A 21,467-nucleotide genomic window follows, 5' to 3' on the forward strand; every position below is an offset into this window, starting at 1 on the left:
AGGGAGTTCTCGTCGGTCGTGGCTGCGGGCGCCCGAAGGCTTGGTGGACAGGTAATTAGCTAATTGCCATAATGGCTTAGTGCTGGACGTCGATCTGGTCAAGGCGCTGGCCAATGACAAGCGGCTGCTGATCCTGGAGTGGTTGCGCGAGCCCGAGCGGCACTTCCCGCCGCAGCGCGACGGCGATCTCGTACGGGACGGCGTCTGCTCGCTGTTCATCGCCGAGAAGCTGGGAGTGAGCCAGCCGACCTGCGGCGAGCATCTCAAGGTGCTCGCCAAGGCGGGCCTGATCCGCGGCCGGAAGATCAAGCAGTGGGTGTTCTACCAGCGCGACGAGGATCGCATCGCCGCGGCGAAGGAGCTGTTGAGCAGTGACTGGTGAGCCACAGCCGTACGCGGCCTACGAGAGGCTGATCGCCGACCTGGACGCCGCGAAGGCGCGGTATCGGCTGATCGAGCACGCGCCCGAGGGGCGGACCGAGCAGGTCAGCGCGTTGCGCGGGAACGCGGTGGCGCAGGCGGCGAAGTGCCTGATCGTGATGGTCAAGATCGGCAAGAAGCAGTCCCGGTACGTGCTGGCGGTCGTGCCGGGTGACGCGCGGCTCGATCTGCAGGCGGTCAAGGCGTTGCTCGGCGGCACGTACGTGGCCTTCGCCGCCACCGAGAAGGCCGAGGAGCTGGCGGGCAGCGTGACGGGGACGGTGCTGCCGTTCAGCTACGACCCCCGGCTCGAGCTGGTCGCAGACCCCTCCTTGCTGGACCAGCCCGAGCTGTTCTTCAACGCCGGCAGGCTCGATCGCTCCGTGGCGCTCAACACGGAGGACTATGTCCGGTTGGCGTCCCCACGGGTGGCGCCCATCACGAGCGATCCGGATCCGGCCGCTACGAGCGATCCCGCCGCTACGAATGATCCCGCCGCTATCAGTGATCCCTCCGTTACTGGTGATCAAGTGGTTACGAGCAGGTAGGCGTGGGAGCGGTGTTGGCGCCGGTCCAGGAGGCCAGGAAGCCGAACGTGGTCGAGGCCCCGGGCGCGAGCGACCCGTTCCACGTCGCGTTCCGTACGGTCACCGAGGAGCCGCTCGCGCTCAGCGTCCCGCCCCAGAGCTGGGTGATCTGCTGACCGTCGGCGAACGTCCACGCCACCGTCCACGAGGAGCGGGACGCGCTGCCGGTGTTGGTGACGGTGACCTCGCCCTGGAAACCGCCCTGCCACTGCCCGGTGCTCTTGTACGTGGCGGTGCAGCCGCCGGGCGGCGGGGGCGTGATGGTGGTGGTGACGGTGGGCGTGGCGGTGTTGCCGAGGGCGTCCACCAGGGCCGGGTACCACTTGTCGGACATCTTCTGGTCGCCGGCGGCGTTCGGGTGCACCCCGTCGTAGGTGTCGGTGCTGGTGCTGAAGCCGGTCCACTGGTCCACGACGGTGATGGGCGACTGGAGGGTGGAGGTGGCGGCGGCCCAGGCAGGGATGGCGTTGTTGAAGGTGACGGCGCGCTGGGCGCAGTCGGCGCAGGTGGACGGGTTCATCGGGATGATCTTGGCGACGAGGATCTTCATGTTGGGATTGCTGGCCCGCATCTGGCCCACGAGGGTGGTGAACGCGCTCAGAATCGTCGCCGGTGCGATGTTGCTCCACACGTCGTTGGTGCCGAAGTGCATCAGGACGATGTCGGGCTTGGTGGCGGAGAGCCAGCCGGGCAGCAGGCCCTGGTTGGCGACGTTGGTGGCGAGGTAGCCGCCGTGTCCCTCGTTGTCGCCGTCGTAGGAGACGCCGCAGCCCTGCGGCGGCAGGGTGCCGACGAAGTCGATGTTGGTGTGGCCGGTGCTCTGGAGCCGGTTCCAGAGCAGGGCCCGCCAGCAGCCGGGGGAGCCGGTGATGGAGTCGCCCAGAGGCATGATCTTGATGGGGGCGGCGCTGGCCGTGGCCGTGGCGGCGAACAACACCGCCGCGGCCAGCGTCACTAACACGGAGACGATCGTGGTCCTGCGCATGGTGCGTCTTCCCGTCCGTACACCTGCACGAAACATCGTGTGCTCTCCCGTCCGTACGCCTGCGCGAAACGTAGGAGCGGCGACAGCTCCCGAGCCTGCGCGAAACGCAGGAGCGACGGCAGCTCCCAAGCCTGCGCGAATCGTAGGATCGCGGGCGCGGGTCCGGGAAGCACGACGATCATGGCGGGGTGCTGACCTGGGCGGACGGATGTAACTTTCAGCGGCGCACGACCGCCAGCGGGCACGGCGCGTGGTGCAGGAGGGCCTGGCTGATGGAGCCGATGAGCATGCCCGCGAGCTGCCCGTGCCCCCTGGACCCGACCACCAGCAGGTCGGCGCGCGCGGATGCCTCCTTGAGCACCTCGACGGGGTGCCCGTGCACGACCTCGGCCACCACGTGCACCCCCGGGTGCCGCTCCCGGTGCCCGGCCAGCGACTCCTTCAGGGCACGCAGGGTGTCCTGCTCGCTCTCGCGGGAGGCGGGCTCGAAGCCGCCGGGCTGGGGCCAGGCCCACGCGCGCAGGACATGGAGCCGGGCGCCGCGCAGCTCGGCCTCGGTGAAGGCGAAGTCGAGGGCCCGCCCGGCGCCGGGTGAGCCGTCGGTGCCGGCCACGATCTCGCCGTGCGGCGACGGGGGCGGGTCGTGGATGAGCACGACGTCCGAGGGCGCGTGGGCGGCGACGCCGTACGCGACGGATCCGACAAGCAGGCCGCGCACACCGCCGATGCCGCGGCTGCCCACCACCAGCAGCTCGGCTTCCTCGGCCGCCTTGACCAGCGCCGAGCGGGGGTCGCCGGGGAGCAGCACGCCGTCGAGGCGCACCTCGGGCCACACCCGGCGGGCGCGTTCGCAGGCGGCGGTGAGGACGGTCTCGGCGCCGTCGCGCATCCACTGGGCCACCTCGGCGTAGCGGACGGCGCCCTCGCACACCCACTTCGGCACGGCGTGCGCGACGGTCAGCGGCGCCTGCCTGAGCCGGGCCTCGGCGGCGGCCCAGCCGGCGGCCTCCAGCCCGGTACGGGAGCCGTCCACCCCTACGACGATCATGACAGCGCGTAACACTCCACCTCGGCACGGCGGAACGGCAGCCCCTGTGCCTCGGAGTCGCGGGCGCACCTGCGCTCGGACCTGCTGAGCTTGAGCGTGCCGCAGACGGTGACGCCGGAGTAGGTGCGGCAGTCGAGCCCCGGGTCGGTCCTGCCGACGCGGTACATGCGCTTGACGGCCGCCCGGCACTTGGCCTTCCCCGTGTCGGAGTAGCGGCACTGGGCGATCAGAGTGTCGTACTGTTCCTGGCTGACTTCGTGCCGATCCATGCCGTCCCCGGCGGCGGCGGTGGCGCCGGACGCGGCCAGCACGACGATGAGTCCTGCGACAGCGGCGAATCTCTTCATGTTTCCCCTGATGGGGACCGTACCGCTGACGGCGATCGCCAAACCTGCGCGGCGCGGGTTTCGGGCGGGGCGGGGCGTGGGTACGATCACCGCCGACCAACGCGGGAGCCCGGTGGAGACCGGGCTGAGAGGACGGCTGACAGCCGCCGACCGCCAGAACCTGCTCCGGATAATGCCGGCGAAGGGAGTTTGCGCGATGACGAGCGCGCGTTTTTCCAAGGTTTACCAAGGTGAGCTGCGGGTGCCGATGCGCGAGGTGCGCCTGTCGAACGGCTCGTCGGTGACGCTGTACGACACCTCGGGCCCGTACACCGACCCGGCCTACGAGCCGGACCTGCGGCGGGCCTGCCGCGCCGGCGCGAGGAGTGGGTGCGGGAGCGGGCGCGCGCGGGCCACCCGGTCACGCAGGTGGGCTGCGCCCGGCGCGGGCTGGTGACCAGGGAGATGGAGTTCGTGGCGGTGCGCGAGGGCGTCACCCCCGAGTTCGTACGCCAGGAGGTCGCCGCCGGCCGGGCCATCATCCCCGCGAACGTCAACCACCCGGAGTCCGAGCCGATGATCATCGGCCGCGAGTTCCTCGTGAAGATCAACGCCAACATCGGCAACTCCGCCGTCACCTCCTCCATCGAGGAGGAGGTCGAGAAGATGACGTGGGCGACGCGCTGGGGCGCCGACACGATCATGGATCTGTCCACCGGCGCCGACATCCACGAGACCCGCGAGTGGATCCTGCGCAACTCGCCCGTCCCGGTCGGCACCGTGCCGATCTACCAGGCGCTGGAGAAGGTGAAGGGCCGGCCGGAGCTGCTGTCGTGGGAGGTCTACCGCGACACGCTGATCGAGCAGTGCGAGCAGGGCGTCGACTACGTGACCGTGCACGCGGGCGTGCGGCTGGCGCACGTGCCGCTGACCGCCGGACGCAAGACGGGCATCGTCTCGCGCGGCGGCTCGATCATGGCCGCCTGGTGCCTGGCGCACCATCGCGAGAGCTTCCTGTACGAGAACTTCGCCGAGATGTGCGAGATCCTGGCCCGCTACGACGTGTCGTACTCGCTGGGCGACGGCCTGCGCCCCGGCTCGATCGCCGACGCCAACGACGAGGCCCAGTTCGCGGAGCTGCGCACGCTGGGCGAGCTGACGGCGATCGCGCGCGAGCACGACGTCCAGGTGATGATCGAGGGGCCGGGCCACGTGCCCATGCACAAGATCAAGGAGAACGTCGACCTGCAGCGCGAGCTCTGCGACGACGCCCCGTTCTACACGCTCGGCCCGCTCGTGACGGACATCGCGCCCGGCTACGACCACATCACCTCGGGCATCGGGGCCGCCATGATCGGCTGGTACGGCACGGCCATGCTCTGTTACGTCACCCCCAAGGAGCACTTGGGCCTGCCCGACAAGGACGACGTCAAGACCGGCGTGATCACGTACAAGATCGCCGCCCATGCGGCGGACCTGGCCAAGGGGCACCCGCAGGCGCAGGCGTGGGACGACGCGCTGTCGGACGCGCGCTTCGAGTTCCGCTGGGAGGACCAGTTCGACCTGTCGCTCGACCCTGAGACGGCGCGCTCGTTCCACGACGAGACGCTGCCGGCCGCGCCCGCGAAGACCGCGCACTTCTGCTCGATGTGCGGCCCCAAGTTCTGCTCGATGCGGATCAGCCACGAGATCAGGGACGCGGGCTACGCCGAGAAGGCGGCCGAGTTCCGGCGGCTCGGGGGCACGATCTACGTGGAGTGACGCATTGTCCAATGTCCAAACCCGCAGGTCTGGACATTGATGGCGGGGATTTCCGCTCTTCTGGTGGCAACGTGGCAGTGAGCCCGGCCGGGGCTTCCACGACCACCAGAAGAGAGGATCTTTCGTGTCGATCAGAACTCGCGCGGCGGTCGTCGCCGCCGCGTCCGCCGTCGTCGCAGGGCTCGCCGCCACGCCGGCCTCCGCCGACGTCCACCGGGGGGTGGTCGGGTGCTTCGCCTGGTCCTGGGGCGACGGGAACACCTCGGTGACCGTCTACTGGCACAACCGGTGCACGACCAAGCACAAGATCACCATCAAGTACAGCCTGAGCTGGACGTACAAGACCTACACGGCCACCGTCGGCGGCGACGGCAAGGGGCACAAGAAGCTCCAGACCGCCTCGATCGTGTCCATCAAGGACGCGGGCCGCGCCTAACCCGGCAGCGTCTCCCCGCCGATCGGGGCCAGCACCTCGCCCGTGTAGTACGACGAGAGCCGGTTCGAGGCGAAGAACACGTACGACGGGGCGATCTCGTCCGGGTCGGCGGCCCGCCCCATCGGCACCTGCTTGCCGAACTGCTCCACCTTCTCCTCCGGCATGGTCGCCGGGATCAGCGGCGTCCACACCGGTCCCGGCGCGACGGCGTTGACCCGGATGCCGCGCTCGACCAGGTTCTGGGCCATGGAGTAGGTGAAGGCGTTGATGGCGCCCTTGGTGGCGGCGTAGTCGATCAGCGTCTTGTTGCCGCGCAGGCCGTTGATCGACGAGGTGTTCACGATGGCCGCGCCCTCCCGCAGGTGCGGGAGCGCGGCCTTCGTGACGCGGTAGTAGCTGTGGATGTTGACCGCGAACGTGTGCTCCCACTGCTCGTCGTCCAGCTCCTCCAGGCCGTCCACCGGCGCCTGGTAGGCCACGTTGTTCACCAGCACGTCCAGGCCGCCCAGCTCGGAGACCGCCTGTTCGACGACGGAGACGCAGTGCGCGCGGTCGGCCAGGTCGCCGGGCAGCAGCACGCAGCGCCGGCCGGTCTCCTCGACCAGCTTGCGGGTGTGCGCGGCGTCCTCGTGCTCGGTCAGGTACGCGATCGCGACGTCCGCGCCCTCCTTGGCGAACGCCACCGCGACCGCCCGGCCGATGCCCGAGTCGCCGCCGGTGATCAGCGCCTTCTTGCCGCTGAGCAGGTCACGCCCGACGTAGTCGCGCATCTCGTCGCGCGGCTCGGGCGCCATCTCGCCGGTGTGGCCGGGGTAGGGCTGGTTCTGGGGTGGTGGTGTTTGCGACATGCCAGCGGCCTGCCCTTCATCGGGTATGGCTAACGCCAGCTATGTCACGAATCCTTGTGATCTGAGCCAGTCGCGGGCCACCAGGACGGGCACGTCGCCATCCACGTCCACCTGCGCGTTGAGGTCGCGCATCACCTCGTCGGTGAGCTTCGCGGAGATGGGCGCGAAGATCCCGGCGATCTCCGGGTGGGCGTCGGCGAGCTGCCGCCGCATCGTGACGGCCACGTTGTAGAGCGGGAAGAAGTGCCGGTCGTCCGCCAGCACGACCAGGTCGAGCGCCTTGATCCGGCCGTCGGTCGTGCTGATCAGGCCCATCGCGCACTGGCCGCTGGCGATCGCGTTGTAGAGGATGCCGACCGACACCCGGCGCACGCCGGCGCGCGGGACGTCCGCGCCGTACGTCAGGCCGTAGCCGCGCAGCATGCCGAGGAAGCCGTCGTCGCGGCCGAAGGTCTCGTGGTCGACGCAGAACGTGCGCCGCGCCACGGGGATCTTCGTCAGGTCGGAGATCTTCGTCAGTCCGTACTGCTCCGCCGTGGTGCGTTTCAGGCCGATCGCGTACGTGTTGTTCAGCGGGGCCGGCGGCAGCCAGACGATGCCGTTCCGCCGCAGGTCGAGGTCGCGCACGGCCGCGTACTGCCGCCGCGCGTCGGGGATGGGGGTCTCCTGGCCCAGGTACGTGATCCAGCCCGTGCCCGTGTACTCCCACATGAGGTCGGCGTCGCCCCTGGTCAGCGAGGCGCGGGCGTTGACGCTGCCCTGCACGTTCGTCTGGTCGGCCACGTCCGCGCCGGCGGCGGTGAGGGCGAGCACCGCGATCTTGCCGAGCACGAGCTGCTCCGTGAACTCCTTCGACGTCACCCTGACCCGCACGCCGTCGAGCGCGCGCACCGGGCGGATGCTGCCCGGCCCGACCGGCGGCACGAACGACGACGCGGGCCGCAGCCCGCACGCGGCGACCGCACCTGTGACGAGCAGCAGCGCCACCAGCGCTCTCACGTCAGGCCCTTCGGCGACAGGTAGCGCTGCGCGAGGCCGCCCAGCCAGTCGATGATCAGCGCCAGCACCGCGATCAGCACGCAGCCCGTGATCAGGACCAGGTTGCGTTGCGTGCTCACCCCCGTCGTGATCAAGTCGCCGAGCCCGCCGGAGCCGATGAACGCCGCGATGCCGGCCGTGCCCACGTTCAGCACCAGCGTCGTGCGCACCCCAGACAGGATCACCGGCACCGCCATCGGCAGCTCCACCTTGAACAGCACCCCGGCCGCCGACATGCCGATGCCCCGGCCCGCGTCCACCAGGCGCGGGTCCACCTGCTCGATCCCCACCATCGTGTTACGCAGCGTCGGCAGCAGGCTGTAGGCGAACAACGCCACCACCGCCGTCCAGAACCCGATGGTGAACAGCACCGCCAGCAGCACCACCAGGCCCACCGCCGGGGTGGCCTGGCCGAGGTTCACCAAGGCCAGCACGACGGGCGTCGCCCTGCGCAGCGCCCGCCGGGTCAGCAGCACGCCCAGCGGCAGCGCCACGACCAGCACCAGCACCGTCGAGAAGAACACCAGCTCGACGTGCTCCCACGTGCGCCGGCGCAGGAACGTCAGGTTCAGCGAGCCGTGCTCGATGCCGTCGAGCGGCACGGCCTGCGTGTAGCCGACCATCGCCGCCGCCACGGCCAGATAGCACAGCGGCGGCAGGATGACGTGCCACGACCGCCCGATGCGCGGCTCCGGCGTGGTCTCCTCCTTGGCCGCCGCGCTCTCGACCGTCACGGGGCCTCGCCCCTGCGCAGGCGCCGCTCCCGCTCGCGGGCCTTGATGGACTGGATCGCGTTCTGGACCGTGCCCAGCGACAGCGCCCCCGCGTACGCCCGCCGCCTGCCCAGCACCGGCAGGACGTCGGTGTCGGCGTTGAGCAGCGTCTCCAGGGCGTCCTGCAACGTCATCCGGTGGCCGATCGAGACCGTCACCGGCTCGCCCGCGTCGCCGACCGGGCCGTGGACGCCCTCCAGCTCGGCCTGGGCGATCCACCTGAGCGGGCGGCGCATGCCGTCGAGGATCAGCGCGTGGCCGCGGCCGTCCAGCTCGACCTCGCGCAGCAGGTCGCGCGCGTCCATGTCCTCGGACGCGTACGGGATCCGGTCGAGCTCGATGTCGCCCACCTGGGTCAGGCGCAGCAGCCGCATCGAGGAGCCGCCGCCGAGGAACTGCTCGACGTAGTCGCCGGCCGGGTTCGTCAGGATCTCGGCCGGTCGGGCGTACTGCACGACGTGGCCGGGACGTTGCATGATCGCGATGTGGTCGCCGATCTTCAGCGCCTCGTCCACGTCGTGCGTGACGAACACGATCGTCTTGGCCAGCTCCTCCTGGAGGCGCAGCAGCTCGTCCTGGATGCGCTCGCGGCTGATGGGGTCGAGCGCGCCGAACGGCTCGTCCATCAGCAGCACCGGCGGGTCGGCCGCCAGGGCCCTGGCCACGCCGACCCGCTGCTGCTGGCCGCCCGACAGGCGGCGCGGATAGCTGCTGCGGTACGTCTCCGGCTCCAGGCCGACCAGCGTGAGCAGCTCGTCCACCCGCTCGGCGATGCGCTTGCGGGGCCAGCCGAGCATCCTCGGCACCTGCGCGATGTTCGCCGCCACCGTCATGTGCGGGAACAGGCCGGCCTGCTGGATCACGTAGCCGATGTGCCGGCGCAGGCGGTCGGGGTCGATGTCGCGGGAGCTGCGGCCGCCGATGAGGATGTCGCCCGACGTCGGCTCGATCAGGCGGTTGATCATCCGCATGGTGGTCGTCTTGCCGCAGCCGGAAGGGCCGAGCAGGACCACGATCTCACCCGCCGGGATGTGCAGGTCCAGCTCCCGCACGGCCGGCTCGCCGCCGCCGGGGAACGCCTTGGTCACCTTGCGCAGCTCGATCGGCACGCCGACGGTGGCCCCGTCAGCCATGCCTGAGCCCGGGAGTCGTCAGCCGGCCCAGCAGGACGAAGCAGCCGTCGAACAGCAGCGCCAGGATCGCCACCCCGATCGTGCCGGTCAGGGCGGAGTTGACCGCGTTCGCGCCGCCCAGCCGGGCCAGGCCCGAGAAGATCTGCTCGCCGAGGCCCGGGCCCGACACGTACGCGGCCACCGCGCCGATGCCCATCGCGAGCTGCGTGGCGACCCGGATGCCCGTCAGGATCACCGGCCAGGCCAGCGGCAGCTCCACCCGGGCCAGCGACCCGCGGCGGCTCATCCCGATGCCTCTGGCCGCGTCGACCAGCGTCGCGTCCACGCCCCGCAGGCCCACCACGGTGTTACGGATGATCGGCAGCAGCGCGTACAGGACGATCGCGGTCACGCTCGGCGCCACCCCCAGCCCCAGCGGGGGGATCAGCAGGCCCAGCATGGCCAGCGACGGGATCGTGAACAGCACCCCGGCGATCGACGTCGCGACCGCGGCCGGCCTGGGGCGGCGGTAGGTGGCCACCCCGACGAGCACGCCGAGGACGGCCGCCACCAGCACGCACTGGGCGACCATGCTGGCGTGCTGCACGGTCTCGAAGAGGATGAGGTCCCACCGGTCCTCGACGTACTCCCACAGGTTCATCCCCCGGAGACTTAACCCCGGCCGCTCGACTCAAACGCCTCACCCGTCACACGAACGCCCAGGTCAGGGCTCTAGCCCGGCGACGAAACCGGCCATCCCGGCCAGCCACCGGTCCGGGTCCTCGGCCTTGCGGCGGGCGTACTCGGCGACCTCCGGGTGCGGGAAGATGTGGAAGCGCTCGGCCGCCAGGCCGTCGACCACCGCCGCCGCCACGTCCGCCGGGTCGAGGATCGCGCCCGAGGCGCGCACCGCCCTGGCCGTCAGGTGATCGGTGCCGATGCCGTGCTCCAGCATCGCCGTCTGTACGCCCTGCGGGCACAGGACGCTGACCTTGATGCCCTTGGGGGCGTAGTGGATGGCCAGCCACTCGGCGAACGCGACCGCCGCCGCCTTCGTCACCGCGTACGGCGCGTCGCCCGGGCAGCTGATCAGGCCCGCGGCCGAGCACGTGTTGAGCAGGTAGCCGCCGCCCCTGGCCACCATGGAGGGGACGACGGCGCGGGCGGCGTACACGTGGGCCAGGACGTTCACCGCGTACAGGGTGTGCCATTCCCGGTCGGGGGCGTCCAGGCCGTGGCCGCCGATGACGCCAGCGTTGGAGCAGAACAGGTCCACCGGGCCGAACGGGGTGTCGGCCAGCGCGGCCACGTCCTCCTCCTTGGAGACGTCGGCGCGTACGGGGGTCGCGCGCGGGCCGATCTCCTTGGCCACGGCGGTGGCGCCCGCCTCGTCGAGGTCGGCCACGACCACGCCCTTCGCGCCCTCGTCGGCGAACCTGCGTGCCAGGGCGCGGCCGATGCCGCTCGCGGCGCCCGTGACGACGACGACCCTGTCCTGTACCCGCATGAGCGCTCTCCTCCCGGCGCCTACCCACCACGCATACCGAACATGATTCTACTGCGGGGAGGGGCAAGCAGATGAGAGGTTTCTCATCTGCACCTCAGCGTGGTCTCCTCGAAAGGCGGCAGGGTCGAGCGCATGAAACATCGGGGAACGGTGATCCTCCTGGCCCTCGTGGCGGCGGCGGCCGGGGTCATGACGGTGGGGCTGGTGCGGGCGGCCGACGAAGAGCTCGACCTGGGCGGGCCCGTCGTGGTCTCGCCGTCGTCCGGCCGGGGCAGCGCGGCCAGGCCCGTACGCGGTGACGACGGGAGCGCGCCCGAGCAGCCCGGACGCGCGGGCGATACCGGCGAGGCCGAGCCGGTGAGCTCCGCCAAGGCGTCACCGGAGGCCGGCCCCGAGCCGTCCAAGAGCGAGGAGCCGGCCCGGGCCGAGCGGCCGGCCCCGCGCAAGACCAAGGCGGAGCCGGTCAAACCGCCCTCCCCGAGGCCGGGCGGCGGCGATGACGGCGACGACGACGATGATGGCGACGACGGCGGTGGCGATGACGGCGACGACTGATGGGAAGGCGGCCACATGCGGCTGAGCGCCCGGGCCCGGATCGTGGGCTGGATGCTCGTCGTCGTCGGAATCGCCCTGGCCGTCGCCGTCTCCGTGACCTGGTCCACCCTGCTCGCCCGCCTCGACCACCGGATGGACCTCGAACTGGGCAACGAGGTCGAAAAGCTCCGCCGCTACGCCGCCAGCGCGCACGACCCCCAGTCGGGGCAGCCGCTGGCCGACGTCGAAGACCTGATGATCGGCTACCTCCAGCTCAACGCGCCCGACCGGTGGGAGACCTTCTTCAGCATCCTCGACGGCAAGGCCCACAAGATCAGCGCGGTGCCGCCGCCCGTCCGCCTCGACACCGACGAGCGGTTGGTCGCGCGCATGGCCAGGGCCACCAGGGTCGAGCGCCACGAGATGGAGACCAGCAAGGGAACGGTCCACTACGCCGTGATCCCGGTCAGCGTGTCCGGCGACCCCCGGCGCGGCCACTTCGTCGTCGCGCACTTCTACGACCGCAACCGCGACGACATCGTCGACGCCGTCGGCGTGCTCGGGCTGTCCGCGCTGGCCGCGATGGCGCTGGCGGGAGCCGCCGGCTGGCTGGTCGCGGGGCAGGTGCTGTCGCCGGTGCGGCTGGTCCGCCAGACGGCCGAGCAGATCAGCGACTCCAGCGACCTGACCCGCCGGCTCGACGTGCCGGGCGACGACGACGTCGCGGCGCTCGCCTCGACGTTCAACCACATGCTCGACCGGCTCGAACAGGCCTTCGTCGTGCAGCGCCACTTCATGGACGACGCCGGCCACGAGCTGCGCACGCCGATCACGGTCATCCGCGGCCACCTCGAGCTGATGAGCGACGACCCCGACGACCGCGCAGAAACCCTCGCCCTCGTCACCGACGAGCTCGACCGGATGAACCGCATCGTCGACGACCTGCTCACCCTCGCCAAGGCGGAGCAGCCCGGGTTCCTCGCGCTCGACAACGTCGAGCTGGCCGACCTCACCGTCAGCGTCGTCGCCAAGGCCCGCGCGCTCGGCGACCGCCAGTGGCGGGTGGACGAGGTGGCCGAGGCCCGCCTGCCCGCCGACCGCCACCGCCTCACGCAGGCGCTCATGCAGCTCGTGGCCAACGCCGTGCGCCACACCGCCGACGGTGACGTGATCGCCGTCGGCTCCGCCGTGCGTGACGGGCGCGTCGAGCTGTGGGTACGCGACAGCGGCCCCGGCGTGGCACCGGCCGAACGCGAGCGGATCTTCGGACGGTTCGTCCGCGGCGCCGGCCGCACCGGCGCCCACGACGGCGCCGGGCTCGGGCTGGCCATCGTCAGATCCATCGCCCAGGCCCATGGAGGCACCGTGCAGGCGACGGAGGCACCTGGAGGAGGGGCCTGCTTCGTCATGTCCCTTCCGTTGTGGGAGCTGTGGAGGCTCAGTTGAACCGGATTCTGATCGCCGAGGACGAAGCGCGCATCGCCTCCTTCGTGGAGAAGGGGCTGCGCGCCAACGGCTTCGTGACCGCCGTCGTCGCGGACGGGGTGGCGGCGTACGACCTGGCCAGCGCCGGCGGCTTCGACCTGCTCATCCTCGACATCGGGCTGCCCTTGAGCGACGGGTTCACCGTGTTGCGGCGGCTGCGCGGGTCCATGGTGACCATCCCGGTGATCATCCTGACCGCGCGCGACAGCGTGAGCGACACGGTCGCGGGGCTGGAGGGCGGCGCCGACGACTACATCGCCAAACCCTTCGCCTTCGAGGAACTGCTGGCCCGGGTGCGGCTGCGGCTGCGGGCCGACCGCACGCCCGAGGTGACCGTGCTGCGGGTCTCCGACCTGTCGCTCGACCTGCGAACGCGCCGCGTCTACGTCGGCGACCGGGCGGTGGACCTGTCCACCAGGGAGTTCGCGCTGGCCGAGATCTTCTGCCGGCATCCCGACCAGGTGCTGACGCGCGAGCAGCTGCTCAGCCACGTGTGGGGGTTCGACTTCGACCCCGGCTCCAACGTGGTGGACGTCTACGTACGCTACCTGCGCCGCAAGATCGGCGCCGACCGCATCGAGACCGTGCGGGGCACGGGCTACCGCATGAGAGTTGCCTAATCCTCACCTCACCACCGCTTCACCCCCCACCACCAAGCTGTTCACCGGGAACACTGCGGAAGGAGCGGCTGTGCTGTCCGGATTGACGATGGACCTCGTGGCGATCGTCCTGCTCGCCTACGGCCTCTACTATCGGCGCCACCACCGGCGCGACCTGCTCTTCGCCTACATCGCACTCAACGTGGGCATCTTCGCGGTCGTGTCGCTGCTGCTGGTCCAGCGGGTCGACATCGCCGTCGGGTTCGGGCTGTTCGGCGTGCTGTCCATCATCCGGCTGCGATCCAGCGAGATCACCCAGCAGGAGATCGCCTACTACTTCGTCGCGATCGTGCTGGGGCTGGTCAACGGCATCGCCGCCGCCTGGCCACTGACCGCCCTCCTGCTCAACGGCGTGCTGCTGGCCGTCATGTACATCGCCGACCACCCCGGCCTCCTCGGCCGGACCCGCCACCAGCTCGTGACCCTGGACGTCGTGCACGCCGACCCGGAGGCGCTGCGGGTGGACCTGGAGAGCCGGCTGCGGGCCCGGGTGCTGCAGTGCGAGATCACGCAGGTGGACTACGTCCGCGACGTGACGGTGGTGGACGTCCGCTATGTGACGCCTAACGCGCGAGCAGGTGTGCGATGAGACGCCACCCAGGACGCCTCCGGCGCCCGACGGGCATGGCGGGCATGGCGGGCATGGCGGGCATGACGGGCATGACGGGCTCGGCGGGCTCGGTGGGCTTCCCGCAGTCGGCAGGAGAGGGGGGAACGACCGAACCGTACGCGGAGGCGCTGCTCGCGGGGGTCGCCGCCAGCATGCCGCCGATCGGGCTGGAGGACGTGCCCGAGCTGATGAGCCGGATGGACCACAAGTACATCGTCACCACCGCCACCATGGCGCGGCTCGCGGCCGAGCTGGGTGAGCGGTTCCTGGCGTTGGCGATCGAGGGCCGGCGGCAGTTCCGCTACACCTCCACCTACTTCGACACGCCGTGCCTGCTCACGTACCACCAGCATCGGCAGGACCGGCGGCGCAGGTTCAAGCTCCGCACCCGTACGTACCTCGACGGCGGCGGGCGGTGGCTGGAGCTCAAGCTCAGCGGCGGGCGCGGCAGCACCGACAAGCACCGCATCCCGTACGACAGCGTGCCCGGCGACACGCTCACGGACGAAGCGCTGGATTTCGTCCGCGACACGCTGCTCGGCGAGCTGCACCTCATCGCGCCCGAGACGCTGGAGCCGGTGCTGGCCACCGACTACAAGCGGGTCACCCTCATCGACCGGTCCGGCACGGCCCGGCTGACCTGCGACACGGGGCTGATGTTCCGCGACGGGCAGGGCAGCGCTCCGGCGCGGGGAGATCTGGTGCTGCTGGAGTCCAAGTCGGTCGACGGGAAGGCGCTGGTCGACAAGGTATTGCGCGGCCTGGGGGTCCGGCCGGTGAGCGTGAGCAAGTACTGCCTCGCGGTCGCCGCCCTCCTGGAGCAACCCGCCAACCGGTGGCAGCCCGTGCTGCGGCGCTACCTCGTCCACCGGCCGAGCCCCCGCCACCTGGCCGCCACCCGAGCGCCGGGGGCGGAGCCCGGCGGCCTCCTCACGGCGGCGGCCGAACGTCGGGACCGGCTGGCATAGTGATCCGCCATGAACGTCGCCCAGTGGCAGTTGCTCGATGAATCCGTCCGCGACCAGATCACGGAGGAGATCCACACGGCCGTGGCCGCCGGGCGGCACGACTTCGAACGCGTCGTCCGGGGCGTGCTCGAAACCTGGGCGGACGAGGTCGACGACCAGGCCCTGTTGGATGAAGCCGTCAGAGAGGTCACGGCCGAGGAGTTCGCCGCCCACCTGGCCGCCCAGGCCCGCTGGCCCGCGACCACCGACAACGACCGGCTCAGCCTGGCCATGGGCGAGCTCGCCCAGGCGGGGATCCTCGCCCGCGAGCACTACACGTGCTGTATGACCTGCGGGATCACCGACATCAGAGGCGAGATCGCCGGCCTGTCCGGGGTGCGCGGCTACGTCTTCTACCACGAGCAGGACGCCGAACGGGCCGTGGCGGGCGACGGCCTCTACCTCGCCTTCGGGCGCGGCGACCTTGAGGACGCGCCCCGCGCCGACCGGATCGGCGCCGAGATCGCGGAGGCGCTCCGGCGGCGGGGGCTGCGGGTCGAGTGGGACGGCGATGCCGGGCAGCGCATCCACGTGCCGATGACCTGGCAACGGCGCCGCTTCGCCTGGCTGTCGCACCATCCGCAGCCCTCAGGCCCGCAGCATCCGGAGCGGGGTGAGACCCGCGCGCCTGACCCTCGGCCTGGGCTGCGCGTCACCTTCTGCGACTACGCCTGGGCCGCCTACTCGGACGACCCGGTCGTCATGACGGCCCAGGAGAGCCGCGACCTGCTGCTGTGGCTGACCTCCCGCGACGGCAACTTCGCCTGCTACGAGGGCCGGTCGGGCGACGTGCTCCAGCTCGCGTGGGAGGGCGGAACCCGCCTCTGGGCCGAGACGCCGGACGCGGAGGTCGGCTGCTCCCATGGGCGGTATGTGACGCTTGACGAGGCGCTGGCGATGGTCACGATCCTCGCGGAGGAGGACCGCATCGGGCTGCGGGACCTGGGGGACTTGGAACTGCTCACCTGGTCATGACGCAGCGGAGGGAGCGGCGCGCCGCAGGGCAGTGCAGCGCGGGCAGCGCGGTGGGGAGATGTGGGATTTTGGCGCGCGATTTGGCGATCATTACTACTATGGCTAACCGCTATCCATCGCGTCTCCGTTTGAGTGAACCAAGGATCCGTGAGTAACAGCAGCTTTGGGCCGGAGTCGACCGGTCGTGACCAGAACGCCGAGGGGTGGTCCGGTGCGTCGGGGCGTCCGCGGAGGCGCCGGCGCCCGTCCAGGGAAGGCGTGGGCGATCGCGGGGCCGCACCTCGCCAGGCTGACGGGCAGGCGCGTTTCGAAGGAGCCGGTGGTCCAGGTGACGGGCGGCGTGGGCGTCGGCGCGCGGGTGGTGCCGGTGCCGGTCACCCTGGGCGAGCGGTCGGCGCAACCGAGGGTGGTCGCGCTGCCCGGGCGGCCGGCGGGTCCGACGGCGGTCGCGGTGGTCGCGGCGGTGGGGCCGGGGATGGGGAAGGCGGCTCGCCTGTAGATGAGGGCGGGCGGAGGCGGCGTACCGGGTGGAAGCGGTTCATCCCGAGCTGGAAGCTGGTCGTCGTCGGGGTCGTGGTCCTGGTGGCGGGGCTGTTCGGGATGGTCATGGTGGCGTACGCGCTCACCCCGCTCCCCAAGGAGAAGCAGCAGCACGCGACCGAGCAGGGCAGCATCATCTACTACCGGGACGGCAAGACGGAGATCGCCCGGCTCGGCACCAAGCGGGAGATCGTGCCGATCTCGAAGATCCCGCGGCACGTCCAGGATGCGTTCATCGCCGCCGAGAACCGGACGTTCCGCACGGACCCCGGCATTTCGGTGTCGGGGATCATGCGGGCGGTGTGGAGCACGGTGACGGGCCAGCAGGTGCAGGGTGGCTCGACGATCACGCAGGAGATGGCGCGCGGCTACTACGACGGCCTCAGCCAGGAGCGGACGCTGGCGCGTAAGGTCAAGGAGATCTTCGTCTCGATCCGCGCGGGCAAGGAGATGTCGAAGGACGAGATCCTCGCCAACTACCTGAACACGATCTATTTCGGGCGGGGCGCGAACGGGATCCAGGCCGCCGCGCAGGCGTTCTTCGACAAGGACGTGGACAAGCTGACGCCCGCCGAGGGGGCGTACCTGGCGGGCCGGATCCAGAGCCCCGACGCGTTCGACCGGGCGGAGTCGGAGAAGAACTGGGCGCCGACCAAGGAGCGGTTCGCGTACGTGACGCGGGGCATGGCGATCGTCGATCCGGCGAAGTACGGGCGGTTGCCGGAGACGGCGAAGTTCCCGAAGCTGGCCAGGCTGGACAAGAAGGAGACCCTCAAGGGCATCAACGGCTACATGGTCGACATCGTGCAGCGTGAGCTGGAGAAGCGGGGGATCAGCCGGGAGCGCCTGCGCAAGGAGGGGTACCGGGTCACGACGACGTTCGACAAGAAGCTGATGCAGGCCGCGAAGAAGGCGGTCGAGAGCAACCTCGCGGCCGTCGGCGACAAGTACATCCACGCGAACATGGCCGCGGTGGATCCGCGTAACGGCCGGGTGGTCGCGTTCTACAGCGGCCACGACTACCTGAAGAGCTTCACCAACAACGCCTTCGACGCGAACAAGCAGGCGGCCTCGGCCTTCAAGCCGTACGTGCTGGCCGCCTGGCTGCAGAAGGGGTACAGCCTGCGGAGCTACGTGTCCGGCGACGGGCCGGTCACGCTGCCGGGCACGAAACCGATCGGCAACTCGCACGACGTGGGCCCGGCCGTGCAGATCGACCGGGCCACCGCCGAGTCGGTGAACACGGCGTTCGCGACGATGGCGCAGGAGGTCGGCCTGGAGGAGGTCGCGAAGATCGCCGAGGGCGCCGGGATCGACAAGGACGACGTGGAACGGGCGATCAAGGACCACGCGTACGGCATGTCCATCGGCGCCGGCCTGGTGACCCCGGTCGAGCAGGCCACCGGGTACGGCATCTTCGCCAACGGCGGCGTGCACCACGACGCGCACGTGGTCCTGACGGTCAAGACGTACACCGGGAAGATCGTCATGAAGGAGGCCGCGCAGACCAGAAGGGTCATCGGCCCGGACGCCGCCGCCGACTCCACCTACGCGATGCAGCAGGTCGTCAAGTACGGCACGGCGAGGGGCACCGCGCTGCCCGACGGGCGGCCGATCGCGGGGAAGACCGGCACGAACAACGAGAACAAGGAGGCGTGGTTCGTCGGGTACACGCCTCAGTTGTCCGCGGCGGTCGGGATGTACAAGGAGGTCCCGCAGGTCGATCCGAAGACGCGGAAGGTCCTCAAGGACCCCAACGGATATGCCCTGAAGAAGGAGGTCTCCCTCGGCAACATCCAGGGCGCCGGGACGCCCACCAAGATCTGGCGCGACTTCATGGCGGTCGCGATGGCGGGCAAGCCGGTCGAGCAGTTCCCGCCGCCCGCCTTCGCGGGGGAGCCGCACGACCTGGTACGGAAGCCGGCGCCGAAGCCGACCAAGGACCCGTCCGAGGACCAGGGCGACGACACCGGGGGCGACCCGGCCTGCGCGGCCGACCCCGCCTGCGCCGGCGCCCCCGACGACAACGGGGCCGTGGGTGACGATCCGCTGGGCGACGGCGGCGACCCGACGCTGGACGACAGCGGCGACAACGGCAATCACGGCAACAACGGAAACAATGGCAACAACGGCAATCACGGCAACGGCGGTGATTCCGGTGGGCCTGGTGACGGCGGCACCACCGTCGACGACGGCACCCAGCCCTTCGGCGGCGGCTGAGCCGCTGCACGCGATCAGGTGCGGTGCGACAGCATGCGGTCGAGCGGCGGCTGAGGCGCCGCACGCGATCAGGCGCGGTGCGACAGCATGCGGTCGAGCGGCGGCTGAGGCGCCGCACGCGATCAGGCGCGGCGCGACAGCATGCGGTCGAGCAGGATGGGCGCTGTGGTGAGCGCCGCCAGGCCGGCGCCCAGCCACGGGATGGCCTCGGTCCCGGCCCCGGCGTCGAGCACGACGGCGGCGAAGCCGGGCACGAGGCTGATGCCGAGCTGGAACGCGGAGACGGTGGTGGCGCCGGCCAGGGTTGGCGCCTGGCCCGCGATGGCGAACACCCGCCCGTAGATCGCCGGATTCAGGACGAACCCGGCCACCCCCAGGATCAGCACCAGGGGGACGACGGCGATCGCGTGCCTGGCGAAGGCTCCGAGCAGGACCGAGGTGGCCAGGATGCCGAGCGTTCCGGCCAGGAGGGCGTGGATGGGCAGCCGGTCGGCGATCCGGCCCCCGATGGACAGCCCGGCGAAGGCCCCCACACCGAACAGGGTCAGGATCGCGGGGATCCAGATCCCGGGCACGCGGGTGACGTCCGACAGGAACGCCGCGAGGTAGTTGTAGGTGATCATGTAGGCGGCCGTGCTGAGGAGGGTGGCCGCGTACACGATCCACAGCTGGGGGCGTCGCATCGTACGCAGCTCGTCCCGCACACTGGCGGTGCCGCGCGCGGTCGTGGCGGGCAGCGCCACCAGCGTCAGGATCGCGCCGGCGACCGTGAGGCCGGCCACCGCCCAGAAGCCGCCGCGCCAGCCGGTGAAGTAGCTGACCAGCGTGCCGGCCGGGCCGCCGGCCACCATCGCCAGGCTCAGGCCGCTGACGACGACGCCCGAGGCGCGCGCCGCGCGGTCCGGCGGCACCAGGCCGATCGCCGTGACCGCCGCCACCGCCCAGAACCCGGCGTACGCGAGGCCCGACAGGAAACGCGTCACCAGGAGCACCGCGTAACTGTCGGTCAGGACGCCGACCACCACGCAGGCGGCGAACGCGGCCTGCGTGGCCACCAGCGCCGTCCGGCGCGGCCAGCGGAGGGTCACGATGGCCAGCGGCGGGCCGCCGACGACCACGGCGGCGGCGAACGCCGAGATCAGCGCCCCGGCGGACGACAGGGTGATCCGCAGATCGCCGGCGATCGCCGGGAGGACGCCGGCGAGCAGGAACTCCGCACTGCCCATCGCGAACAGGCTCAACGCCAGCAGGTACACCCCCAGGGGCAGGCGGCCGCGCACGATCCGCGGCCGCCGCCCCCGTGCGGTCTCGACGCTCACCGGCCCGCCCCTTCCGCACGCCCGGCTTCCGAACGCCCAGCTTCCGGACGCCCAGCTTCCGGACGCCCAGCTTCCGGGCGGACACCTTCCGGGTGGACATCTTCCGAGCGGGCCCCGTTCAGGTGGGCGGCTTCCGAGCGGGCACTGGCCGGGTGGGCCTGGCGGCGGCGTTCGACGGAGCGTCGCACGTCCTCATCCGTCAGGTCGCCGTTGATGGCGAAGGCCGCGGCTGAGCCCATGCCCGCCGCGGTGATCACCTGCGCGCGCGGGTCGATGACGTTGCCGGCCGCCCAGACGCCCGGGACGCTGGTACGGCCGGTGCGGTCGGTGACGACCCAGCCGCCGTCGTCCTTGATGCAGCCCAGGCCGGTCAGCAGCTCGTCCTGCGGGACCATGCGCGGGAAGAGGAAGGCGGCGGCGCGGGGGAGCGCGCGGCCGTCGGTGAGCTCGATGCCGCGCAGCCGGCCGTCCTCGACGGCGAGGCGGTCGATCGTGCCGTCGATGACGCGCAGGCCGTGGCACTCCAGGCGGTCCCTGTCCTCGGGCGTCAGGTCGAGGGTGTGCCGGACGAAGAGCACGTCGTCGCTCCACTGGCGCAGCAGCAGGGCCTGGTGCACCGCGCCGGGGTGGGTGCCGAGGACGGCGAGGGGCTGGTCGCGTACCTCGTAGCCGTGGCAGTAGGGGCAGTGCAGCACGTCCTTGCCCCAGCGCTCGCGGACGCCGGGCAGGTCGGGCAGCTCGTCGCGCAGGCCGGTGGCCACCAGGACGCGGCGGGCCCCGAGCACCTGGCCGCCCGCGAGCCGGACGGTGAAGGCGGGCCCGCCGTCTTCGGCCGCGGTCGTGGCTGCGTGGCTGACGCCCTCGGTCGCTGGCTCGGGGCCGACGCCTCCGTCCACGGACTCGTGGCTGATGTTCTCGACCCGGCCCTCGATGAGCTGTACGCCGTACCGGGTGATCTCGGCGCGTCCGAGTTCGAGCAGTTCGGCAGGGGGCAGGCCGTCGCGGGACAGGAAGCCGTGCATGTGCGCGGCCGGGGCGTTGCGCGGCTCGCCGGCGTCGATCACGGCCACTTTGCGCCGTGCGCGTCCCAGCAGCAGGGCGGCGTTCAGGCCGGCGGCCCCGGCGCCGACGATCACCACGTCGAAGCTCAGCTCGCCGGTGTCGTGTGCGTTCATCGCCTTGTTCACAGCGATCACCTCCGGCGCCGATGGTGCGACCGAGAGGTCCCGGATGACAACTTCTGTTGCTGTTTCTGGAACAGTGGGAGGGGAGCGGTG

Annotated in this window: 22 protein-coding genes, 1 pseudogene and 1 riboswitch; of the genes and pseudogenes, 12 read left to right on the top strand and 11 right to left on the bottom strand. The window is 71.1% G+C overall.

Annotation, left to right across the window (positions count from 1 at the left end):
* The first annotated feature begins 79 nt into the window (after nt 1–79).
* Together KIS93_RS40675 and KIS93_RS40680 are read left to right on the top strand one after the other, a co-directional pair.
* The gene (locus tag KIS93_RS40675) at nt 80–382 is read left to right on the top strand and encodes an ArsR/SmtB family transcription factor (protein ID WP_080042675.1); all 303 of its coding nucleotides are present in this window, start codon (nt 80–82) and stop codon (nt 380–382) included.
* Nucleotides 372–968 carry a YbaK/prolyl-tRNA synthetase associated domain-containing protein gene (locus KIS93_RS40680; RefSeq protein ID WP_080042674.1) on the top strand — a complete coding sequence of 199 codons (597 nt, stop codon included), beginning with the start codon at nt 372–374 and terminating at the stop codon, nt 966–968. Before KIS93_RS40675 ends, KIS93_RS40680 begins: the two co-directional genes overlap by 11 nt.
* Here the strand turns inward: KIS93_RS40680 and KIS93_RS40685 are convergent.
* The 3 genes from KIS93_RS40685 to KIS93_RS40695 all read right to left on the bottom strand — a co-directional run bounded on the left by KIS93_RS40685 (nt 955) and on the right by KIS93_RS40695 (nt 3,387).
* Nucleotides 955–1,992, bottom strand: coding sequence for a cellulose binding domain-containing protein (locus KIS93_RS40685; protein WP_080042673.1), 1,038 nt, complete (start codon nt 1,990–1,992; stop codon nt 955–957). The genes KIS93_RS40680 and KIS93_RS40685 overlap by 14 nt on opposite strands.
* Nucleotides 1,993–2,209: 217 nt before the next feature.
* On the bottom strand, nt 2,210–3,040 hold the full coding sequence (locus KIS93_RS40690) for a universal stress protein (protein WP_186404681.1): 831 nt from the start codon (nt 3,038–3,040) through the stop codon (nt 2,210–2,212).
* A complete protein-coding gene (locus tag KIS93_RS40695) occupies nt 3,037–3,387 on the bottom strand; it encodes a hypothetical protein (protein ID WP_080042671.1) in 351 nt (116 codons plus the stop codon). The genes KIS93_RS40690 and KIS93_RS40695 overlap by 4 nt, the downstream gene beginning before the upstream one ends.
* 91 nt (nt 3,388–3,478) lie before the next feature.
* Nucleotides 3,479–3,591: riboswitch (TPP riboswitch) on the top strand.
* Between KIS93_RS40695 and thiC the strand changes: the two are divergent.
* Both thiC and KIS93_RS40705 read left to right on the top strand, forming a co-directional pair.
* Nucleotides 3,584–5,127 (top strand): annotated as a pseudogene (gene thiC, locus KIS93_RS40700) (phosphomethylpyrimidine synthase ThiC). It overlaps the preceding riboswitch by 8 nt.
* A gap of 124 nt (nt 5,128–5,251) precedes the next feature.
* Nucleotides 5,252–5,563 carry a hypothetical protein gene (locus KIS93_RS40705; protein WP_080042669.1) on the top strand — a complete coding sequence of 104 codons (312 nt, stop codon included), beginning with the start codon at nt 5,252–5,254 and terminating at the stop codon, nt 5,561–5,563.
* Here the strand turns inward: KIS93_RS40705 and KIS93_RS40710 are convergent.
* From KIS93_RS40710 to KIS93_RS40735, 6 genes are all read right to left on the bottom strand, one after another.
* Nucleotides 5,560–6,411 carry an SDR family oxidoreductase gene (locus KIS93_RS40710; protein WP_080042668.1) on the bottom strand — a complete coding sequence of 284 codons (852 nt, stop codon included), beginning with the start codon at nt 6,409–6,411 and terminating at the stop codon, nt 5,560–5,562. The two genes, KIS93_RS40705 and KIS93_RS40710, sit on opposite strands and share 4 nt — an antisense overlap.
* Before the next feature lie 39 nt (nt 6,412–6,450).
* The gene (locus KIS93_RS40715; protein ID WP_080042667.1) at nt 6,451–7,410 is read right to left on the bottom strand and encodes a glycine betaine ABC transporter substrate-binding protein; all 960 of its coding nucleotides are present in this window, start codon (nt 7,408–7,410) and stop codon (nt 6,451–6,453) included.
* Nucleotides 7,407–8,183: an ABC transporter permease gene (locus KIS93_RS40720; protein ID WP_230465560.1), complete on the bottom strand. Its 777-nt coding sequence runs from the start codon at nt 8,181–8,183 to the stop codon at nt 7,407–7,409. The genes KIS93_RS40715 and KIS93_RS40720 overlap by 4 nt, the downstream gene beginning before the upstream one ends.
* Nucleotides 8,180–9,355 carry an ABC transporter ATP-binding protein gene (locus tag KIS93_RS40725; RefSeq protein ID WP_080042666.1) on the bottom strand — a complete coding sequence of 392 codons (1,176 nt, stop codon included), beginning with the start codon at nt 9,353–9,355 and terminating at the stop codon, nt 8,180–8,182. Before KIS93_RS40725 ends, KIS93_RS40720 begins: the two co-directional genes overlap by 4 nt.
* Nucleotides 9,348–9,995 (bottom strand): ABC transporter permease, encoded by a 648-nt coding sequence (locus KIS93_RS40730; protein WP_080042665.1) that lies wholly within the window; start codon nt 9,993–9,995, stop codon nt 9,348–9,350. The genes KIS93_RS40725 and KIS93_RS40730 overlap by 8 nt, the downstream gene beginning before the upstream one ends.
* Nucleotides 9,996–10,058: 63 nt before the next feature.
* A complete protein-coding gene (locus KIS93_RS40735; RefSeq protein ID WP_080042664.1) occupies nt 10,059–10,841 on the bottom strand; it encodes an SDR family oxidoreductase in 783 nt (260 codons plus the stop codon).
* 132 nt (nt 10,842–10,973) lie between these two features.
* On the opposite strand from KIS93_RS40735, the gene KIS93_RS40740 reads away from it, so the two are divergent.
* The 8 genes from KIS93_RS40740 to KIS93_RS40775 all read left to right on the top strand — a co-directional run bounded on the left by KIS93_RS40740 (nt 10,974) and on the right by KIS93_RS40775 (nt 18,871).
* On the top strand, nt 10,974–11,396 hold the full coding sequence (locus KIS93_RS40740) for a hypothetical protein (protein WP_155128492.1): 423 nt from the start codon (nt 10,974–10,976) through the stop codon (nt 11,394–11,396).
* 15 nt (nt 11,397–11,411) lie between these two features.
* Complete coding sequence (locus KIS93_RS40745; RefSeq protein WP_080042662.1) at nt 11,412–12,821, top strand: sensor histidine kinase; 1,410 nt, start codon at nt 11,412–11,414, stop codon at nt 12,819–12,821.
* A complete protein-coding gene (locus KIS93_RS40750) occupies nt 12,818–13,480 on the top strand; it encodes a response regulator transcription factor (RefSeq protein WP_080042661.1) in 663 nt (220 codons plus the stop codon). Before KIS93_RS40745 ends, KIS93_RS40750 begins: the two co-directional genes overlap by 4 nt.
* A gap of 88 nt (nt 13,481–13,568) precedes the next feature.
* The gene (locus KIS93_RS40755; protein ID WP_080042660.1) at nt 13,569–14,108 is read left to right on the top strand and encodes a DUF4956 domain-containing protein; all 540 of its coding nucleotides are present in this window, start codon (nt 13,569–13,571) and stop codon (nt 14,106–14,108) included.
* A complete protein-coding gene (locus KIS93_RS40760; protein ID WP_155128490.1) occupies nt 14,105–15,097 on the top strand; it encodes a polyphosphate polymerase domain-containing protein in 993 nt (330 codons plus the stop codon). Before KIS93_RS40755 ends, KIS93_RS40760 begins: the two co-directional genes overlap by 4 nt.
* Nucleotides 15,098–15,106: 9 nt before the next feature.
* Complete coding sequence (locus tag KIS93_RS40765) at nt 15,107–16,111, top strand: DUF6891 domain-containing protein (RefSeq protein WP_080042658.1); 1,005 nt, start codon at nt 15,107–15,109, stop codon at nt 16,109–16,111.
* Nucleotides 16,112–16,430: 319 nt separating this feature from the next.
* Nucleotides 16,431–16,610 carry a hypothetical protein gene (locus KIS93_RS40770; RefSeq protein ID WP_080042657.1) on the top strand — a complete coding sequence of 60 codons (180 nt, stop codon included), beginning with the start codon at nt 16,431–16,433 and terminating at the stop codon, nt 16,608–16,610.
* 74 nt (nt 16,611–16,684) lie between these two features.
* Nucleotides 16,685–18,871 carry a transglycosylase domain-containing protein gene (locus tag KIS93_RS40775; RefSeq protein WP_080042656.1) on the top strand — a complete coding sequence of 729 codons (2,187 nt, stop codon included), beginning with the start codon at nt 16,685–16,687 and terminating at the stop codon, nt 18,869–18,871.
* 122 nt (nt 18,872–18,993) lie between these two features.
* On the opposite strand, the gene KIS93_RS40780 is transcribed toward KIS93_RS40775, so the two are convergent.
* Nucleotides 18,994–20,190 (bottom strand): MFS transporter, encoded by a 1,197-nt coding sequence (locus KIS93_RS40780; protein ID WP_186404682.1) that lies wholly within the window; start codon nt 20,188–20,190, stop codon nt 18,994–18,996.
* Complete coding sequence (locus KIS93_RS40785) at nt 20,187–21,365, bottom strand: NAD(P)/FAD-dependent oxidoreductase (protein WP_080047221.1); 1,179 nt, start codon at nt 21,363–21,365, stop codon at nt 20,187–20,189. The genes KIS93_RS40780 and KIS93_RS40785 overlap by 4 nt, the downstream gene beginning before the upstream one ends.
* Between the last annotated feature and the right edge of the window lie 102 nt (nt 21,366–21,467).

Origin of the sequence: [Actinomadura] parvosata subsp. kistnae (genome assembly GCF_900323885.1) — a bacterium.
GTDB classification, from domain to species: domain Bacteria; phylum Actinomycetota; class Actinomycetes; order Streptosporangiales; family Streptosporangiaceae; genus Nonomuraea; species Nonomuraea composti.

Coding starts and splice junctions, on each gene's coding strand:
- KIS93_RS40745 (WP_080042662.1), top strand. CDS start 11,412: ATGCGGCTGAGCGCCCGGGCCCGGATCGTGGGCTGGATGCTCGTCGTC.
- KIS93_RS40740 (WP_155128492.1), top strand. CDS start 10,974: ATGAAACATCGGGGAACGGTGATCCTCCTGGCCCTCGTGGCGGCGGCG.
- KIS93_RS40755 (WP_080042660.1), top strand. CDS start 13,569: ATGGACCTCGTGGCGATCGTCCTGCTCGCCTACGGCCTCTACTATCGG.
- KIS93_RS40730 (WP_080042665.1), bottom strand. CDS start 9,995: ATGAACCTGTGGGAGTACGTCGAGGACCGGTGGGACCTCATCCTCTTC.
- KIS93_RS40735 (WP_080042664.1), bottom strand. CDS start 10,841: ATGCGGGTACAGGACAGGGTCGTCGTCGTCACGGGCGCCGCGAGCGGC.
- KIS93_RS40765 (WP_080042658.1), top strand. CDS start 15,107: ATGAACGTCGCCCAGTGGCAGTTGCTCGATGAATCCGTCCGCGACCAG.
- KIS93_RS40685 (WP_080042673.1), bottom strand. CDS start 1,992: ATGCGCAGGACCACGATCGTCTCCGTGTTAGTGACGCTGGCCGCGGCG.
- KIS93_RS40690 (WP_186404681.1), bottom strand. CDS start 3,040: ATGATCGTCGTAGGGGTGGACGGCTCCCGTACCGGGCTGGAGGCCGCC.
- KIS93_RS40725 (WP_080042666.1), bottom strand. CDS start 9,355: ATGGCTGACGGGGCCACCGTCGGCGTGCCGATCGAGCTGCGCAAGGTG.
- KIS93_RS40760 (WP_155128490.1), top strand. CDS start 14,105: ATGAGACGCCACCCAGGACGCCTCCGGCGCCCGACGGGCATGGCGGGC.
- KIS93_RS40785 (WP_080047221.1), bottom strand. CDS start 21,365: ATGAACGCACACGACACCGGCGAGCTGAGCTTCGACGTGGTGATCGTC.
- KIS93_RS40695 (WP_080042671.1), bottom strand. CDS start 3,387: ATGAAGAGATTCGCCGCTGTCGCAGGACTCATCGTCGTGCTGGCCGCG.
- KIS93_RS40710 (WP_080042668.1), bottom strand. CDS start 6,411: ATGTCGCAAACACCACCACCCCAGAACCAGCCCTACCCCGGCCACACC.